Origin of the sequence: Barrientosiimonas endolithica (assembly GCF_030296655.1) — a bacterium.
In the GTDB taxonomy this organism is placed as follows: Bacteria; Actinomycetota; Actinomycetes; order Actinomycetales; family Dermatophilaceae; genus Barrientosiimonas; species Barrientosiimonas humi.
Genome location: NZ_AP027735.1, coordinates 2,135,962 through 2,153,370 on the forward strand (window position 1 = coordinate 2,135,962; position 17,409 = coordinate 2,153,370).

The 17,409-nt window shown below is 73.0% G+C and carries 14 protein-coding genes; 7 read left to right on the forward strand and 7 right to left on the reverse strand.

Going from position 1 to position 17,409, the window contains the following annotated elements:
- Positions 1-69 precede the first annotated feature (69 nt).
- The 4 genes from QUE40_RS10805 to QUE40_RS10815 all read left to right on the forward strand — a co-directional run bounded on the left by QUE40_RS10805 (position 70) and on the right by QUE40_RS10815 (position 4,546).
- Entirely contained in the window at positions 70-1,881 is a 1,812-nt protein-coding gene (locus QUE40_RS10805; protein WP_350226946.1) for a thioredoxin domain-containing protein, read from the forward strand.
- The gene (locus tag QUE40_RS19230) at positions 1,878-2,072 is read left to right on the forward strand and encodes a hypothetical protein (protein ID WP_350226947.1); all 195 of its coding nucleotides are present in this window, start codon (positions 1,878-1,880) and stop codon (positions 2,070-2,072) included. The genes QUE40_RS10805 and QUE40_RS19230 overlap by 4 nt, the downstream gene beginning before the upstream one ends.
- A gap of 52 nt (positions 2,073-2,124) precedes the next feature.
- Positions 2,125-3,285 (forward strand): CapA family protein, encoded by a 1,161-nt coding sequence (locus QUE40_RS10810; RefSeq protein ID WP_289230960.1) that lies wholly within the window; start codon positions 2,125-2,127, stop codon positions 3,283-3,285.
- 238 nt (positions 3,286-3,523) lie between these two features.
- Positions 3,524-4,546 carry a CapA family protein gene (locus QUE40_RS10815; protein ID WP_289230961.1) on the forward strand — a complete coding sequence of 341 codons (1,023 nt, stop codon included), beginning with the start codon at positions 3,524-3,526 and terminating at the stop codon, positions 4,544-4,546.
- Here the strand turns inward: QUE40_RS10815 and QUE40_RS10820 are convergent.
- Positions 4,531-5,316: a TSUP family transporter gene (locus QUE40_RS10820; protein WP_289230962.1), complete on the reverse strand. Its 786-nt coding sequence runs from the start codon at positions 5,314-5,316 to the stop codon at positions 4,531-4,533. The two genes, QUE40_RS10815 and QUE40_RS10820, sit on opposite strands and share 16 nt — an antisense overlap.
- Positions 5,317-5,371: 55 nt before the next feature.
- On the opposite strand from QUE40_RS10820, the gene QUE40_RS10825 reads away from it, so the two are divergent.
- Positions 5,372-5,887, forward strand: a complete 516-nt coding sequence (locus QUE40_RS10825; protein ID WP_142005648.1) for a CGNR zinc finger domain-containing protein — start codon at positions 5,372-5,374, stop codon at positions 5,885-5,887.
- A 57-nt stretch (positions 5,888-5,944) separates the two neighbouring features.
- Here the strand turns inward: QUE40_RS10825 and QUE40_RS10830 are convergent, their stop codons facing one another.
- The 3 genes from QUE40_RS10830 to QUE40_RS10840 form a co-directional block, all read right to left on the reverse strand.
- Positions 5,945-7,702, reverse strand: a complete 1,758-nt coding sequence (locus QUE40_RS10830) for a proline--tRNA ligase (RefSeq protein WP_289233067.1) — start codon at positions 7,700-7,702, stop codon at positions 5,945-5,947.
- A gap of 109 nt (positions 7,703-7,811) precedes the next feature.
- Positions 7,812-8,792 carry an acyl-CoA dehydrogenase family protein gene (locus QUE40_RS10835; protein WP_289230963.1) on the reverse strand — a complete coding sequence of 327 codons (981 nt, stop codon included), beginning with the start codon at positions 8,790-8,792 and terminating at the stop codon, positions 7,812-7,814.
- Complete coding sequence (locus tag QUE40_RS10840) at positions 8,789-9,457, reverse strand: hypothetical protein (RefSeq protein ID WP_289230964.1); 669 nt, start codon at positions 9,455-9,457, stop codon at positions 8,789-8,791. The genes QUE40_RS10835 and QUE40_RS10840 overlap by 4 nt, the downstream gene beginning before the upstream one ends.
- Positions 9,458-9,527: 70 nt before the next feature.
- Here QUE40_RS10840 and QUE40_RS10845 point away from each other — a divergent pair, with 70 nt between their 5' ends.
- Together QUE40_RS10845 and QUE40_RS10850 are read left to right on the forward strand one after the other, a co-directional pair.
- The gene (locus QUE40_RS10845) at positions 9,528-11,315 is read left to right on the forward strand and encodes a glycosyltransferase family 61 protein (RefSeq protein ID WP_289230965.1); all 1,788 of its coding nucleotides are present in this window, start codon (positions 9,528-9,530) and stop codon (positions 11,313-11,315) included.
- A 33-nt stretch (positions 11,316-11,348) separates the two neighbouring features.
- Positions 11,349-12,119 (forward strand): maleylpyruvate isomerase N-terminal domain-containing protein, encoded by a 771-nt coding sequence (locus QUE40_RS10850; RefSeq protein WP_289230966.1) that lies wholly within the window; start codon positions 11,349-11,351, stop codon positions 12,117-12,119.
- 78 nt (positions 12,120-12,197) lie between these two features.
- Here the strand turns inward: QUE40_RS10850 and QUE40_RS10855 are convergent, their stop codons facing one another.
- From QUE40_RS10855 to QUE40_RS10865, 3 genes are read right to left on the reverse strand one after another with little or no spacing between them, the layout of a single operon-like run.
- Entirely contained in the window at positions 12,198-14,534 is a 2,337-nt protein-coding gene (locus tag QUE40_RS10855) for a GNAT family N-acetyltransferase (protein ID WP_142005655.1), read from the reverse strand.
- The gene (locus QUE40_RS10860; RefSeq protein ID WP_142005656.1) at positions 14,531-15,910 is read right to left on the reverse strand and encodes a lysine N(6)-hydroxylase/L-ornithine N(5)-oxygenase family protein; all 1,380 of its coding nucleotides are present in this window, start codon (positions 15,908-15,910) and stop codon (positions 14,531-14,533) included. Before QUE40_RS10860 ends, QUE40_RS10855 begins: the two co-directional genes overlap by 4 nt.
- The gene (locus QUE40_RS10865) at positions 15,907-17,349 is read right to left on the reverse strand and encodes a pyridoxal phosphate-dependent decarboxylase family protein (RefSeq protein WP_289230967.1); all 1,443 of its coding nucleotides are present in this window, start codon (positions 17,347-17,349) and stop codon (positions 15,907-15,909) included. The genes QUE40_RS10860 and QUE40_RS10865 overlap by 4 nt, the downstream gene beginning before the upstream one ends.
- Between the last annotated feature and the right edge of the window lie 60 nt (positions 17,350-17,409).

Below are 17,409 nucleotides of genomic sequence, written 5' to 3' on the forward strand. Positions count from 1 at the left end.
CGGGGTCTGCGACGTCGCGGCTGGGGGTGGGGACGGGGGACACCAAGCCGTCGGGTGGAGACTCGGGGTATGGCCAACCGACTCGCCGCCAGCCTGTCGCCCTACCTGCGCCAGCACGCCGACAACCCGGTCGACTGGCACGAGTGGGGCGAGGAAGCCTTCGCCGAGGCGCGCCGCCGCGACGTGCCGATCTTCCTGTCCGTGGGCTACGCCGCGTGCCACTGGTGCCACGTCATGGCCCACGAGTCGTTCGAGGACGAGCAGGTCGCCCAGGCGCTCAACGCCGGCTTCGTGCCGGTGAAGGTCGACCGCGAGGAGCGGCCCGACATCGACGCGGTCTACATGCAGGCCACCCAGGCGCTCACCGGGCACGGCGGGTGGCCGATGACCTGCCTGCTCACGACCGACGGCCGCCCGTTCTTCGCCGGCACGTACTACCCCAAGCCCCAGCTGCTCGCGCTGCTCGAGGGCGCCGGGCAGGCGTGGACCACGCGCCGGGCCGAGGTGGAGGACACCAGCGGCAAGGTCGTCGAGGCCCTCGACCACCTGAGCAGCCCGCCATCCAGCGGCCCGATCAGCGACACCGACCTCGAGGCCGCCGTCAGTCGACTCGTCCGCGAGTTCGACTCTGCCCGTGGGGGATTCGGCGGTGCGCCGAAGTTTCCGCCGAGCATGGTGCTGGAGTTCCTGCTGCGCCACCACGCGCGCACCGGCTCCGAACCCGCCCTCGAGATGGCCGCACGCACCAGCGAGGCGATGGCCCGCGGCGGCATCTACGACCAGCTCGACGGGGGCTTCGCGCGCTACAGCGTCGACGCCGACTGGGTGGTGCCGCACTTCGAGAAGATGCTGTACGACAACGCCCAGCTGCTGCGTGACTACCTGCACCTGTGGCGGATCACGGGTGAGCCGCTCCCCCGCCGGGTCGCGGACGAGACGGCCGACTTCCTGGTGCGCCGGCTCGGCACCCCCGAGGGCGGGTTCGCCTCCGCGCTCGACGCCGACACCGACGGGGTGGAGGGACTGACCTACGCCTGGACGCCCGACCAGCTCGTCGAGGTGCTCGGCCCCGACGACGGGGCGTGGGCCGCCGATCTGCTGTCGGTCACCGAGCGCGGCACCTTCGAGCACGGCACCTCGACCCTGCAGCTGCGCTCCGACCCCGACGACCCGCAGCGCTGGGCGCAGGTCCGCGAGCGGCTTGCCGCCGCCCGCGACCAGCGTCCCCAGCCGGCTCGCGACGACAAGGTCGTCACGTCCTGGAACGGCCTGGCGATCGCCGCCCTCGCCGAGGCCGGGGTGCTGCTGCAGCGGCCCGACCTGCTCGAGGCCGCGCGCCGCTGCGCGCAGTTCGTCGTCGACCAGCACCTCGTCGACGGGCGGCTGCGGCGCGTCTCGCTCGACGGCGCCGTGGGCGCGGCGCAGGGGGTGGCCGACGACTACGGCAACCTCGCCGAGGGCCTGCTCGTGCTGCACCAGGCCACCGGCGAGCGACGCTGGCTCGACGTCGCGCTCGACCTGCTCGCCACCGCCCGCGCGCTGTTCACCGCCGACGACGGCGGCTTCTACGACACCCCGAGCGACGGCGAGGCGCTGGTCAGCCGGCCGAGGGCGTACGGCGACAACGCGGAGCCCTCGGGGCAGAGCGCCCTCGCCCACGCGCTCGTCACCGCCTCCGCCCTCACCGCCGACGACGACCTGCGCTCGGCCGCCGAGCAGGCCGTGGCGGCGAGCAGCGCTGTGGCACAACGTGATCCGCGGTTCGGTGGGTGGTTGTTGGCGACCGCCGAGGCGCTGACCGCGGGTCCGCTCGAGGTCGTCGTGGTCACTCCCCGGCGGCCGCCGACGAGCGCGAGCCGCTCGCCCGGCTCGCCTGGTTGAGCCCGCTCCCAGGCCTCGTCCGGGTCTCCGGCACCCTCGGCAGCGACCAGTCGCCGCTCATGGTCGAGCGGCCGCTGCTCGAGGGCCGGCCGACGGCGTACGTCTGCGAGCACCACGTCTGCCAGGCCCCGACCACCGACGCCGACACGCTGGCCGTGTCGCTGGGAGTGCAGGTCGCCCGGCTAGATTGAGCGGCATGACACGGGGAAACCGCTGCTCGTCGCTGCCGCCACGACGCTGCTCGTGGCCGGTTGCTCGCTGCCGTTCAGCGATCACGAGGGCCAGGGCGCCGCGAGCACCACGGGTGCCGACGGTCGCGTCACGGCCGTGCCGAGCACCGGCGACGAGGGCGACGACAAGAAGCCGGTGAGCGTCACCGTGACCGGGACGGGCGACATCCTCGTGCACGTGCCCGTCACCCGCAGCGCCAAGTCGTTCGCGCAGGAGTCGGGCAGCCAGGACGAGTTCGACTTCGACCCGATGTTCGCGGGCGTGAAGCCGGCCCTGTCGGACGCCGACGTGTCGATCTGCCACCAGGAGACGCCGATCTCGGCTACCAACGACGACCTCAGCAAGCCCGGCTCGCTGGTCTACAACGTGCCGCGCGAGATCGCCCCCGCCCTCAAGACCGCCGGCTTCGACGGGTGCGACACCGCCTCCAACCACGTGTGGGACCGCGGCGCCAAGGGCATCGACACCACCCGCGAGCAGCTGACCAAGGCCGGCCTCAAGGTCGCCGGCCCCACGACCGACCCGGCCGACCCGGGCATGCCCGCGGTCTACGAGGCCAAGGGCGTCAAGGTCGCCAACCTGTCCTACACGTACACGATCCTCAACCAGTCGGGCCCCAACACGAACACGCCGCCGGGCGCGGACCACCTCGGCCGCTACCTCTACCCCAAGATCGGCGCGGCCGGGATCATCGCCGACGCGAAGAAGGCCAAGGAGGCCGGCGCCGACCTGGTCGTCGTGTCGGTGCACTGGGGCAGCGAGTACGTCAAGGAGCCGACCAAGGAGCAGCAGAGCATCGCCAAGCAGCTGCTGGCCTCGCCGTACGTCGACGGCATCTTCGGCGCGCACGCCCACCTGATCCAGCCGTGCCAGACCTTCGGCGGCAAGACGGTGTTCTACGGCCTCGGCAACTTCCTCTCCAACCAGGGGCCGGGCACGGTCGGCACCCTCGACGAGAACAACGCCGACGGCGCGATCGCGAAGTACACCTTCACCCGCGGCGAGGACGGCACCTGGAGCCAGAAGGCCAGCTATCAGCCGACCATGGTCGACGTGAAGGGCAAGCACAAGATCACCCTGTCGACACCCGAGAGCAACCCCGGCTCGTTCAACCGCACCAAGTCCGCGATGAACGAGCTCGGCAGCTGCAGTGCCACCGCCGATGGCGGCTGAGCGCAGGGCAGCCGCGGCCGCGCTGCTCGCGGTCGTACTGGCCGCATGCTCGACCGGCGGCGGTGGCACCGCCGAATCATCAGGCGCCGCAACGGGATCCGCGCCCTTGCGTACGCCATCGCCACCCACGACGGGTTCCTCACCGCCGGCGTCGGTCGGCACCCGGACCTCCGCCGGCGCCTCCACCACGGGCGCCTCACCCGGCCCCGGCTCCTCCTCCCCCGCAGCCCCCGCACCGGTGCGCGGCAAGCCCGCCACGATCACCCTCTCGGCCATCGGCGACGTGCTGCCGCACAGCGTCGTCAACCGCGACGCCAGCACCGGCTCCGGATACGACTACACCCGCCAGCTGGAGTCGATCAGGCCGATCGTCAGCGGCTCCACCATCGGCATCTGCCAGCTGGAGACCGCGCTGTCGGCCGACAACACCCGCCTGACGCAGAAGAACACGTTCAACTCCCCGCGCGAGCTCGCCCGCGACCTGCGCAAGATCGGCTTCGACGGCTGCTCCACGGCCAACAACCACACCTGGGACGCCGGAGCACGCGGCCTGCGCGAGACACGAAAGGTGCTGTCCGACAACGGGATCGCCGCCGCAGGACCCGCAGACTCGGCGGCCGCGTCGGGCCGGCCGGCGACGTACGACGCGCCGATCAAGGTCGCCCAGCTCTCCTACAGCTACTCGCTGATGAACTCCATCGAGCAGGACACGACGGTCACGCCGAGCGGCTTCCCGTGGCTGCGCGACAACCTCTATGCCGCCAAGGGCGCGGCGGGCATCATCGCCGACGCACGCCGGGCCAAGGCCGCCGGCGCCGAGGTGGTCGTCGTCTCGATGCACTGGGGCGGGCAGTTCCAGCCCACGATCTCCGCCGACCAGAAGCGGCTGGGCGACGAGCTGCTGCGCTCGGGCGCGGTCGACGTCATCCTCGGCGCGCACCCGCACCTGGTGCAGCCGTGCGCGAAGATCAACGGCCGCTACGTGCTCTACAGCCTCGGCAACCTCATCTCCACGCAGGGGACCGCCGTCGGGTCGCCGGTCGGCGCGCAGGACGGGGTGGTCGCCACGGTGCGGCTCAGCCGCGACGGCGAGGGCCGGATCAGCCAGTCGCTCACCTATCAGCCCACCTGGGTCGACCGCGGCGACCGGCACAAGGTCGTGCTGGCCACCCCCGACCGGCAGCCGGAGTCCTACCGCCGCACGGTGGCCGCGATGTCGGCTGGCGGCTGCGACGCGAAGCCGGCTCAGCCGACCAGCTGATTCACCACGTCGTAGCCGATGCGCAGGATGAACGCGCTCACCACGACGACGAACACCACGCGGATGAAGCCCGCGCCCTTGGCGACCGCCGTGCGGGCCCCGACGTAGCCGCCGACCAGGTTGGCCGCCCCCATCGCCAGGCCGATCCCCCACAGGACCGCGCCCTGCGGCACGAAGATCACCAGCGAGGCCAGGTTGGTCGCGAAGTTGGCGAGCTTGGCCTTGGCGCTGGCCTCGAGGAAGCCGTAGCCGAGCAGCCCCACCAGCGCGAAGACGAAGAACGACCCGGTGCCCGGCCCCAGGGCGCCGTCGTAGAGGCCGATGCTGAAGCCGGTGAGCCCGGCGATCGCGTAGTGCCGGCGGCCGTCCCACTTCAGCTGCGTCACCTCGCCGAGGCCGGGGCGGGCGAGCGTGTAGGCGCCGACGGCGACCAGCACGAACAGGATGATCGGGTTGAACGCCGACCGCGGGATCTGCGAGGCGATCAGCGCGCCGAGCAGCGACCCGGCAAAAGCCAGTAGCGCCAACGGGATCGCCGTGCGCATGTCGGGGCGCACCCGTCTGATCAGCGTCACCGAGCTCGTCGAGGTGCCGCAGATCGACGCCAGCTTGTTCGTGGCGAGCAGCTGCACCGGGGCGGCCCCGGGGAAGGCGACCATCAGCGAGGGCAGCTGCACCAGCCCGCCACCCCCGACGACGGCGTCGATCCACCCGGCCGCGAAGCCGGCGACGACGAGGAGTGCGACGGTGACCAGCGAGACGTCGTCCACGAGGGCCCTTCGGATGTCGGTAACGGTGCGGCTGTCAGCCTGCTGTAATGGCCTTATGCATATCAACCCTTACGGCGAGGAGCCGGTGCGGCTCGCCTGCGAGCTGGCCAACGACCCGCCGAACTCGTTGGCACAGCTGCGATCTCGCTGCGCCGAGGCCGACCTCGTGGTCGAGGGTCGGCCGTCCCGAGCGGACCTCGAGACGACTCTTCGCTTCCTGGACGCATGGCTCGAGGTCGTCGATGCGCCGAGCGACGCAGCCCGGGCCGGGCGGCTCAACGCGTTGCTGGCCGAGCACAGCGAGCACCCCCGGCTGACCAATCACGCCGGCGACGGCTGGCACGTCCACTACCGCGGGCGACGTTCGCTCGGCAGCATGCTCGCGGTCGTCGTCAGTGTCGGCACTGCCATGCACCTGACCGCGCGCGGCATGCACCGGCTCGGGAGGTGCGGTGCCGCCGACTGCGACCGGGTGTATGCCGACACGTCACGCAACGGGCAGCAGGCGTACTGCTCACCTCGTTGTGGCAGCCGGTCGGCCGTGCGTCGCCACCGCGCCCGCGCGAGCTGACGGCGGGCGCTGTGCAGCTGCGCTCGGTTGCTCATCGACTGGCGGGAGGCGCGCCGGTCAGCCGCGCACCTCGCGCAGCACCTCGGCCACCGCGTCCTCGACCGGCACCTCGCGCCGGTCGCCGCTGCGGCGGTCCTTGATCTCGATCTTGCCGTCGGCCAGGCCCTTGCCGACCACGACGATCGTCGGGACCCCGATGAGCTCGGCGTCCTTGAACTTCACCCCCGGCGACACCTTGCGCCGGTCGTCGTAGAGCACGGTGAGGTCCTGCGCCTCGAGGCCGCTCACGATCTCCTCGGCCGCGACGAACACCGCCTCGTCCTTGCCGGTGGCGACCAGGTGCACGTCGGCGGGGGCGAACGCGCGCGGCCACACCAGACCGGCCTCGTCGCGGTTGCCCTCGGCGACCGCCGCGACCGAGCGCGAGACGCCGACGCCGTACGACCCCATCGTCACCGTGACGAGCTTGCCGTTCTCGTCGAGCACCTTCAGCCCGAGCGCCTCGGCGTACTTCGTCCCGAGCTGGAAGATGTGGCCCATCTCCATGCCGCGGGCCAGGGTCAGCGAGCCGTGCCCGTCGGGGCTGGGGTCGCCCTCGCGGATCTGCGCGGCCTGGATGGTGCCGTCGGCGGTGAAGTCGCGACCGTGCACCAGGTGCAGCACGTGCTTGCCGCGCTCGTCGGCGCCGGTCACCCACTCCGACCCGACCGCGATCGAGGGGTCGAGCAGGTAGCGGATGCCGGCCGGCTTGTCCTCGCCGAGCGCGCCGGGCCCGATGTAGCCCTTGGCGAGCGCCGGGAACGCCGCGAAGTCCTCGTCGGTGAACGGCTCCGGCTCGGCCGGAGCCACCTGGGCCTCGAGCCGCTTCGGGTCGACCTCGCGGTCACCGGGCACGCCGACGGCCAGCGGCTCGCGGGTGCCGTCGGGCTGGTGCAGCATGACCAGGACGTTCTTCAGCGTGTCGGCCGCGGTCCAGGCCCGGCCGTCCTCGCGCGGGTGGGCCTCGTTGAGCCGGGCCACCAGGGTGTCGATGGTGGGGGTGCCGGGGGTGTCGTGCACCTGCGCGGCCGGCACCGCGGACGCGTCGACCTCGGCGGCCTGGGGCACCTGCACGGCCTCGACGTTGGCGGCGTAGCCGTGCTCGTCGCGCACGAAGGTGTCCTCGCCGAACTCGCTGACCGCGAGGAACTCCTCCGACGCCGAGCCGCCCATGGCGCCGGAGTCGGCGTGGACGATGACGTACTCGAACCCGAGCCGGTCGAAGATGCGCACGTAGGCCTCGCGGTGCGCGTCGTAGGACTTCTGCAGGCCCGCCTGGTCGACGTCGAAGGAGTAGGAGTCCTTCATGATGAACTCGCGCCCGCGCAGCAGGCCCGCGCGTGGCCGCGCCTCGTCGCGGTACTTCGTCTGGATCTGGTAGAGCGAGAGCGGCAGGTCCTTGTAGGAGGAGTACATGTCCTTGACCGTGAGGCAGAAGATCTCCTCGTGGGTCGGGCCGAGCAGCATGTCCGAGCCCTTGCGGTCCTGCAGCCGGAACAGCGCCTCGCCGTACTCCGTCCAGCGGCCCGTCGCCTCGTAGGGCTCGCGCGGCAGCAGCGCCGGCAGCCGCACCTCCTGGGCGCCGATGCGGTTCATCTCCTCGCGCACGACGCCCTCGACCTTCTGCAGCACGCGCAGCCCGAGCGGCAGCCAGGTGTAGACGCCCGGCGCGACGCGGCGGATGTAGCCGGCGCGCACCAGCAGCTTGTGGCCCGGCAGCTCGGCATCGGCCGGGTCCTCGCGAAGCGTTCGCAGGAACAGGGTCGACATGCGCATGGCCACGGGACAGCACTCCTCGGTGTGGGGTGCGGACGCGATGCGCGCCCGCGCCGTGAGGATATCCGTCGCCGCCCGGGCGGCTCATCCGCGTTTGCGCCGGCCCCGGTCAGCAGGTGACCGACGCGCGCTCCACCACGGCCCGTACGTCGGTGGTCGCCGGCAGCATGCCCAGCACCCCGGTCGGTTCACCGGTCACCCGGGTGGCGACGAACGCGTCGGCCACCGCCGGGTCGCTGTGCCGCACCAGCAGCGACGCCTGCAGCAGCACCGCGACCCGCGAGGCGAGCCAGCGCGCCTGCGCGGCCGCGGCGTCGGGGTCGCCCAGCCCGGCGATCGCCTTGAGCACCTCGTCGGTCGGGGCGAGCAGCCGCTCGTCGCCGGCCGCGTCGACCTCGTCGCGCCAGGCGTCGAGGCTCTCGGGCGTGCGCATCAGCGCGCGCAGCAGGTCGAGGGCGTTGACGTTGCCGCTGCCCTCCCAGATCGAGTTCAGCGGCGACTCGCGGAACAGCAGCGGCATGCCGGACTCCTCGACGTAACCGTTGCCGCCGAGCACCTCCAGCGCCTCGGCGACGTGCGTGGGCGTGCGCTTGCACACCCAGAACTTCGCGGCGGGCAGCGCGATGCGGCGCAGCGCCGCCTCGGCCGGGTCGTCGGCGTGCTCGACCGCGGCGGCCAGCCGCAGCGCGAGCATCGTCGCGGCCTCGGACTCCACGGCCAGGTCGGCGAGCACGGCCGTCATCGCGGGCTGGTCGACCAGGGTTCGGCCGAAGGCCGACCGGTGCGCGGCGTGCCAGGTGGCCTCGGCGACACCGCGGCGCATGAGCGAGGCGGAGCCGAGCACGCAGTCGAGCCGGGTCGCGGCGACCATCTCGATGATGGTGCGCACGCCCGCACCCTCGTCGCCGAGCCGCCAGCCCACCGCGTCGTGCAGCTCCAGCTCGCTGGAGGCGTTGGAGCGGTTGCCGAGCTTGTCCTTCAGCCGCACCAGGGTGACCCGGTTGCGCTCTCCGCCGGGCAGCACCCGCGGCAGCAGGAAGCAGGTGAGCCCGCCCGGTGCCTGCGCCAGCACGAGGAACACGTCGTTCATCGGCGCGCTGGTGAACCACTTGTGCCCGCGCAGCAGGTAGTGCTCCCCGACGGCGTCGCCCGGGTCACGTTGGAGCGCACGTCGGAGCCGCCCTGCTTCTCGGTCATGCCCATGCCGGCGAGCGCCGACCCCTTGACCTCCGGGTCGCCGAGCGCCGGCTCGTACGTCCCCGCCGTCAGCCGCGGGGTCCAGGTCGCCGCGAGCGCGGGGTCGGCCCGCAGCGCGGGCACGGCGGCGTACGTCATCGTCATCGGGCACCCGTGGCCCGGCTCCACGTGCGCCCAGGCGACGTAGCCGGCGGCGCGGCGCAAGTGCGGCAGCGGCTCGTCGGAGACCCAGGGCGCGGCGTGCAGACCGGCGCGCACGGACCGGTCCATCAGCCAGTGGTAGCTGGGGTGGAAGTCGACCTCGTCGACCCGGTTGCCGAACCGGTCCACCGGCCGCAGCCGCGGCGGGTTGGCGTTGGCCGCCATGCCGTGCTCGCGCGCCTCGGCCGACCCCGCGAGCTCACCCAGGTCGGACAGCGAGGCGAGCACGCCCGCGGCCCGGTCACCGGCGTACGCCTGCACCGCGTCGCGCAGCGCCCGGTCGGACTCCACGGTCGAGACGCCCTCCAGCGGCGGCGACTGGTTGGTGGGCCGGTGGGCGAACTCGTCGGTAGCCATGCGGCGACGGTACCCAGCAGCGGGCCCGGGGCTGCTAGAACGACGTGGCTCGGTGAGGCAGGATGCCTGCATGGGGGACACGACGCCCGCACCCGACGAGGAGCCGCGCCCTGCCCAGGAGGGGCCGGAGCTGCCGGCCACCAGCCTGGCCGCGCTCGACCTGGCCCGGGCCGAGCTCGACCTCGCCGAGCGGTTCGTGGTGATCGTCGGGGACACCGAGGACGCCGTCGACCTGGCGCCCGCCCTCGCGGAGGTGTGGCCGACCGCGCACCTGCGGCTGATGACCAAGAACCAGCCGCCCCGCGAGCGCCGCCCCGACGACCTGCGCCTCACGCCGGTGGCGAGCGTGCCCGACATCTTCAACGCCCTGGCCGCCGGACCGGCGCCCGACGTGATCATCGAGCTGGGCGGCGACCGCGGGTATGCCGGCCACGGCGCGTTCGGCGCGACGTTCCTGTCGCTGCGCGACGGCGGCGCCTATCTCAAGGTCGACCTCGCCGGCGAGGTCGCGGCCGCGAGCGCCGACGACGCGGACGACTCGCTGTGGCAGTGGCTCGGGCGCAGCCTCGGCGACCAGCACCAGCCGCCCCGCCTCACCGGGGAGCTCGACAAGCAGGGCCTCGTGCGCACCCTCGGCGAGGCGATCAGCGGCGTCACGATCCGCGACGGCAGCGCGGTCGTGCACAAGCGCGGCGAGCACCTGATGAAGGTCAACAACCTGCTGCACCGCCCCGACGGCGAGCACCGCGTCGAGCAGACCGTGGTGCGGCGCTGCGGCGAGGGCAGCGCGAGCACCATCGCCGGCGAGCCGGCCCACGAGTTCGAGGTGACCTCACCGGTGTGGGTCAACGACGCCGAGGCCGGTGTCCGGCTGCGCGACCGCTACCTCGTGCGCGAGCTGGCGGCCCGGGAGTACCTCGGCGCGGTGTGCGCCCCGCGGGGCGTGGTGACCATGGGCGGGCTGTTCCTGCCGGAGTCGTCGATGCAGCCGCTGGTGCGTCCGTGGTTCAACCGCGGCACCCAGGACGCCGGCCCCGACTACGCCGTCTTCCCCCGGGTCAGCGGCCCGGTCCCGACGCTGCCGGGCAGCTACTACCACCTCGACAACGAGTTCCCGGGGCACTACGGCCACGTGACCACCCAGGACCTCAGCCGGCTGTGGGCCTGGGACGCGGCCGTCGAGCGCGACCCCGACATCCGCGTGCTGCTCAGCCCGCCGACCGGCCACCAGGAGCCGCACGACTACCAGCTGCGGCTGCTCGAGGCGTTCGGCATCGAGCGTGACCGGGTCACCGTGCTGCGCGAGCCGGCCCGGGTCGAGCGGCTGGTGAGCGCCACCCTCGGCCTGCAGAACCACTACTTCGCCAGCCCCGTCTGCACGCCGGTCTGGGAGCGCATCCGCGACGCCCTGGTGCCCGAGGCCGAGGGCTCGACCCCCGAGCGGGTCTTCGTCGGGCGCAACGAGACCCGGCGCCGCTGCCTCAACGGCGACGAGGTCGAGCGACGTTTCGTCGAGGCCGGGTTCACCGTGGTGCACCCCGAGACGCTCGACATCGCCGAGCAGATCCGGGTGTTCTCCGGCGCCCGAGCCGTCGCTGGCTATGCCGGCTCCTCGATGTTCACGATGGCGTACGCCACCGGCGACACCCACTGGATCGTCATCGGCTCGCGGTCCTACACCGCGACGACCGAGCACCTGCTCGCGACGCTGCACCGGCAGCCGATCGACTACTTCTTCGCCGACCCCGAGGTCGAGCAGCCCGCGGGCGGCTTCGCGCCCGAGGCGTACTTCTCGGACTACACGTTCAACTTCGAGCGCGACGGGGCCGACCTCGACGCGCTGCTCGCCCGGCTCTGAGCGGCGAGCGCCCGGCACCAGTAGCGTGCTGTCATGCCGACGTCGGTCTCCTTCGCCCATCACCTCGACGGACTGGCCCTGGCAGCCGCCCGGCTGCACGCGTACGGCGACGCGGCCGGCCTCGACACGGTGGTGCCGACCGCGCGCGACTGGACGGTGCGCGACCTGGTCGCCCACCAGGGGATGGTGCACCGCTGGGCCACCAGCGTCGTGCGCGGCGAGGGGCAGGTCGACACCGACGCGCTCGAGCGTGAGGGGCGCGAGGCGCTCGACCCGATGGCCTGGCTCGGGCACGGCGCCGACCGGCTGCGGGCGGCGCTGCGCCGCGCGCCGCAGGACCTCGACGTGTGGTTCTTCCTCCCCGACGCCCCCGCCCCGCGGCACGCCTGGGCCAGGCGGCAGTGCCACGAGACGACGGTCCACGCGGTCGACGCCCTCGCGGCCAAGGAGGGGCGGGTGCCCACCGCTGACGAGGCCGACATCACCGCCGAGCTCGCGGCCGATGGCATCGACGAGCTGCTGCTGGGGTTCGCCACCCGCCGCGACGAGCAGCTGCGCACGACGGGCACCCCGTTCGAGGTCGAGGTGCGCGCCGACGACACCGGCGACGTGTGGCGAGGGCGCGTCAGCGACGGACCGCTGCGGGTGGTGCGCGGCACCGAGGCGCGCGACGCCGACGCGGTCGTGCACGGCAGCGCTGCGCAGCTGTTCCTCGGGCTGTGGAACCGGGGCGATGAGCTGCAGACGAGCGGGCGCGACGTGGTGCCGCTGTGGCGCGAGCGGATGCAGGTCAGCTGGAGCTGACGGGGTCGCGCAGCGGCGGCCGCAGCGTGTCCGGCCCGCCCGCGCCGACCAGGCGCGGGCGGGCGCGTGCAACGCCGCTCAGCCGCGCCCGGCGATCGGGTTGGCGATCGGCCCGACGTGGATGAGCGACCCGGACTGGTCGGTGAGGTCGACCATCTGCCGGGTGTTGCGCAGCTGCAACCGGTTGAGGCAGCTGTGGCTGAACTGCGCGCGGAAGAAGTCGAACCCGTCGTGCAGCCCCGGGTGGTCGGCCCGGTGGTCGCGCACGACGCCTGCCACGACCTCCCAGAACGCGTCGTCGTCGATCACCCCGACCTGCGACAGCGTCGCGCCGAGGTGGCGCAGGAAGCCGTCGAAGACGTCGGTGAAGATCGCCATCTCGCGCTCCTCCCGGTCGGCCGGCTGGCGGATGCGCGCGACGGCCTCGGGCAGCGGCCGGTCGCTCATGACCATGACCTCCTCGCCGATGTCCTTCATGATCACCCGCACCACGCGGTGCTCGCGCAGCACGAGGATGAGGTTCTCGCCGTGCGGCATGAAGGCCAGGTCGTGCGCGAGGAGGCAGTGCAGCACCGGCCGCAGGTATGCCCGCAGATAGTCCCCGAGCCACTGCGCCGGAGCGCAACCCGAGGCCCGAATCAGTTGTGCTGCCAACGATTCTCGCTGTTGGTCCACGTGCAGCAGCGACGCCATCGTCGCGAGCCGCTCGCCCGGCTGCAGCCGCGGCACCGGGCTCTCGCGCCACAGCGCGGCGGTCATCTTGGCGTACGCCGACGACGGGTCGAGCTGCGCGTGCACCCCGCCGGTCCACCCGATCGCGGCGTGCTCGCGCAGCACCGAGAAACCGACCTCGCGCAGGTCGGCGTCACCCTCGACCAGCTCGTGCACCCAGTCGTTGATGGCCGGTGTGGCGGCCATGTATCGCGCCGACAGCCCGCGCAGGAACCCCATGTTCTGCACCGACAGGGCCAGCTTCACGAAGCTGCGCTCGGGGTGGTCCAGGTTGAACAGCGTGCGGATCGACTGCTGCGCCTGGTAACGGTCGCGCCCCTCCCCCAGCGGCACCAGCTCCCCGCGCGCGACTGCGGGTGCGTACGTGATCGCCAGCTTGTGCTGCCACTGCCACGGGTGCACCGGCATGAACCGGAACTCCTCCGGGTCGCGCCCGCTCTCGCGCAGCAGCGCGCGGAACCGGTCGTGGTCGGGGCCGAGCTCGCGCGCGTAGAACGCGTCCTCGTCCAGTCCTTCGCCCAGCGACAGCCGGGAGTCGGTCTTGCGCACCGCGACCCAGAACGGCGAGAAGGGCCGGCCGGCCTCCGGGGCGAACGCGGCGTAGTCGTCCAGCCCGAACCCGATCCGCCCGTTGGTGGCGATGAAGCTCGGGTGCCCGGTCATCGAACGCTCGATCGTCTGCGCGTCGGCCTCGACCAGCTCGGCGGCGCTCGGCTGCCGCTGGTCGTGCATCCACGCGGCGGCCTGCAGGGTGCTCGCGACCTCCTCGAGATAGATGTCGACCAGATCGCCGGGAATGCCCAGGGCAGAACGCAGCTCGAGCACCAATGCCTGCGCGTCGAGGTCGAGCTCGGCGCCGTCCGGCCCGAGCCGGCGCACGCTCGCCGGGTCGATCGCGAGGTGCTCGAGCGGGTGCGCGGAGGCCGCGAAGTCGTACGTCGTCGTGCCGGTGTCGACGCGCCAGCGCCCGTCGACCGGCTCGGGCCGGATCAGCCGCTCGTGCACCAGCTCGCGCAGCGCCTTGGTGACCAGGTCGCGCTGCGCGGCGGACATCGCCTCGCGGTTGAGGTGCGGCGCCGGCGACGGGCGACCGCGAAGGAACTGCCGCGCCAGGGCGCTGTCGGCGAAGTCGGTCCGGGTCGCGACGCTGAGCAGCGCGGTCTTGTCGGGCAGCTGCACGAGCCCGCGGGAGCGGAAGCCGGCGCGCAGGTTCTTCGCGAGGATCGCGTCGTTCGTGGCGTCGGGCTCGACGACCACCCGCTGCACCCGCGGGTCGCGGAGGCACCATCGCATGACGGCGGTCATCACGACGTCGGTCGTGCCGGTGCGCGGGGTGCGCGGCGGCGCGACGAGCACGTGCATCCCGAGGTCGCCGTCCTCGACGTCGTAGCGGCCCTGCAGCGGGCTGCGCTCCGGGTCGTAGGTCTCGGCCAGCGCGATCGGTTCGCCGTCCAGGTCGAGCAGCCACGCGTCGTGGTGGGTGCTCGCGGCGATGCCCTCGAGCTCCTCGCGCACCTGCTCCGTCGACCAGCCCTGCATGCCCCAGAAGCGCGAGCGCGGGTGGGTCACCCAGCGGTGCAGCAGGGCGAGGTCGCGCTCCGGCTCGACCGGGCGCGCGTCCACGCGGCCGAGCGGGGACTCCCACGGCAGACCGACCGCCACCTCGGCGTCCAGCAGCGTCATCGGGCCACCTCCAGGAGCTCGCGGGCCTCGACCCTCGGGGCGTTGCCTCGCGCAGGACGCATTCGGTCGGGAATCCCGAACTCCTGGAAGGCGATTCGCTCCTCGACCGGATAGACCTCGCGGCCGCAGAGGGTGTTGAGGATGACCGAGCTGCGGAACGCGCCCATCCCGAGGTCGGGGGCGAGCACCCCGGTGAGGTGCTCCTCGGCGTTCTGCACGAAGACCGTGCGGCCGGCGTCCACGCTGTAGTCCTCGGCCACGGCGTAGCGGCCCAGGTCGTCGGTCGCGATGCGCGCGCGCACCGCCTCGTCGAGGAAGTCGTGCGTGCTGGGGCGGTAGCCGGTCGCCAGCACGAGCCCGCCGGTGCGGTGCTCGAGCCGGTCGCCGGTGCGACCGGAGCAGCCGCCGACGAGCACCTGCCCGTCGACCGCGGCGGCGTCGGTCACCTCGACGTCGGTGAGCAGCGTGGTCGGCACGTCGCCGCGACCCTGGACCTGCCGCTGCTGGCGCAGGCGGTAGAGGGTGTCGAAGATGTCGTCGACGAGCTCGGCGGAGATGCCCTTGTAGAGCGTGCGCTCCTCGCGGTTGAGCCGCTCGCGCACGTCGGCCGGGAGCGCGCGGCGGTGGCGGGCGTAGTCGGGCGAGGTCAGCTCGAGCGTGAGCTTGGTGTACTCCATCGGGAAGAACCGCGGCGAGCGCGTGAGCCAGGTCAGCTCCAGCTCGTCGGCGGCCGCGTGCTCGAGCAGGTCGCGATAGATCTCGGCGGCGCTCTGCCCCGAGCCGATCACCGTGACCGACCCGGTCGCCCGCAGCTCCTCGCGCCGGTGCAGGTAGTCGGCCGAGTGCACGACCGGGTGCTCGAGCCCCACCTCGGTGAGGCCGGCGATCTGGGGCACGTGGGGCACGGTGCCGGTGCCGAGCACCAGCGTGCGGGTGAGCAGCGTCGGCCCGGGGCGCCCGTCGACCTCGGTGGCGACGGCATAGCCGACCTCGTGCGGACGTACGCCCACGACGCGGTGACCGAAGCGCACCCCGAGGCGGTGCGCGGCCCAGCGGCAGTACTCGCTGTACTCGCTGCGCAGCGGGAAGAAGCTCTCCCGGATGTAGTAGCTGTAGAGCCGGCCGGTCTCCTTCAGGAACGCCAGGAAGCTGTAGGACGAGGTCGGGTCCGCCAGCGTCACCAGGTCGGCGAGGAACGGCACCTGGATCGTGGCGCCGTCGAGCATCATCCCCGGGTGCCAGGCGAAGTCGGGGCGCTGCTCCAGCACCACGCCCGAGAGCCCCTCGACGGGGTCGGCGAGGCAACCCAGGCCGAGGTTGAACGGCCCGGCGCCGATCGCCACGAAGTCGTACGTCGTCGCGGCCTGCGCGCTCATCGCGCCACCTCCAGCAGCTCGGTGCGGGCGCAGTCGTCGGCGACGGCGCACACCTCGTCCAGCACGGCGCGCACGTCCTCGACGCTCGTGCGCGGGTTGAGCAGGGTCAGCTTGAGCCAGACCTGGCCGTCGAGCCGGGTGCGAGCGATCATCGCCGTCCCGGCGAGCAGCAGCCGGGTGACGACCTCGTCGGCCACGCGGTCGGCCTCGAGCGGGTCGGTGCCCTCGGGCTCGAAGCGGAACAGCACCGTGCTGAGCGCCGGGCGCTGCGCGAGGCGCAGGCGCGGGTCGTCCTCGACGAGGTCGGCGACCTCGCCCGCGAGGTCGATCACCCGGTCGAGCATCGCCCCGATCGCGTCGGCGCCCTCGACCCGCAGCGAGGTCCAGACCTTCAGCGCGTCGAACCGGCGGGTCGTCTGCAGCGACTTGCCGACCTGGTCGGGCATGGCCGCGCGCCGCGGGTCGGTGCGCACCGGGTTGAGGTAGTCGGCGTGGTGGGCGACGTGCCGCAGCGCCGCCCCGTCGCGCACGAGCACCGCGCTGGCCGCCACCGGCTGGAACCAGGTCTTGTGGAAGTCGATCGTCACCGAGTCGGCCAGGTGGATGCCGGCCAACCGGCCGCGGTGCCGGCGCGAGGTGAGCAGGCCACCGCCGTACGCCGCGTCGACGTGCAGCCAGACCCCCGCCGCGGCACACACGGCGGCGACGTCGACCAGCGGGTCGACCACGCCGAGGTCGGTTGTGCCGGCCGTCGCGACGACGGCCATCGGCACCAGGTCGGCCTCGGCCAGGCGGTCCAGCTGGGCGCGCAGCGCGGTCGGCTCCATCCGGTGGGTCTCGTCGGTGGGCACGGTCACGACGGCGTCGGGACGCAGGCCGAGCGTGCGGGTCGCGAGGTTGACCGAGAAGTGGCTCTGGTCGGTCGCGAGCACCCGCAACCGGTCGAAGCCCTCCGGCGCGACGGGCAGACCGGCCCGCTCGAGCGCGTCCTGGCGGGCGAGGGTGAGCGCCTGCTGGTTCGAGGCGGTCCCGCCGGAGGTGAAGATGCCGTCGGCGCGGCCGTCGAACCCGATCCGCTGCGCGGTCCAGGCTACGACCTGGCGCTCCAGCTGGGTCGCCGCGGCGCTCTGGTCCCAGGTGTCCATCGAGGTGTTCACGGCCGAGGCCAGGGCGTCGGCGGCGAGCGAGGACACCAGGACCGGGCAGTTGAGGTGGGACAGGTATCGCGGGTGGTGGAACCAGACGGCGGAGTCGAGCCACACCGAGCGCAGCTCGCCCAGCGCGGCCTCGACGCTGCCGAGCGGCCGGTCGAGGTCGACGGCGGACACGGTCTGCGTCAGCGCGGCGGGGTCGGCGCCGGAGTAGGGCCGGTCGGCCGAGGCGACCAGGTCGGCGACGGTGTCGACGGCCAGGTGCATGGCGGCGCGGTAGTCGGTCACGGCATCCTCGGACAGCAGTGAGGGGACTGCTGCCGGTGCTGCATCGGACACGGAGATCCT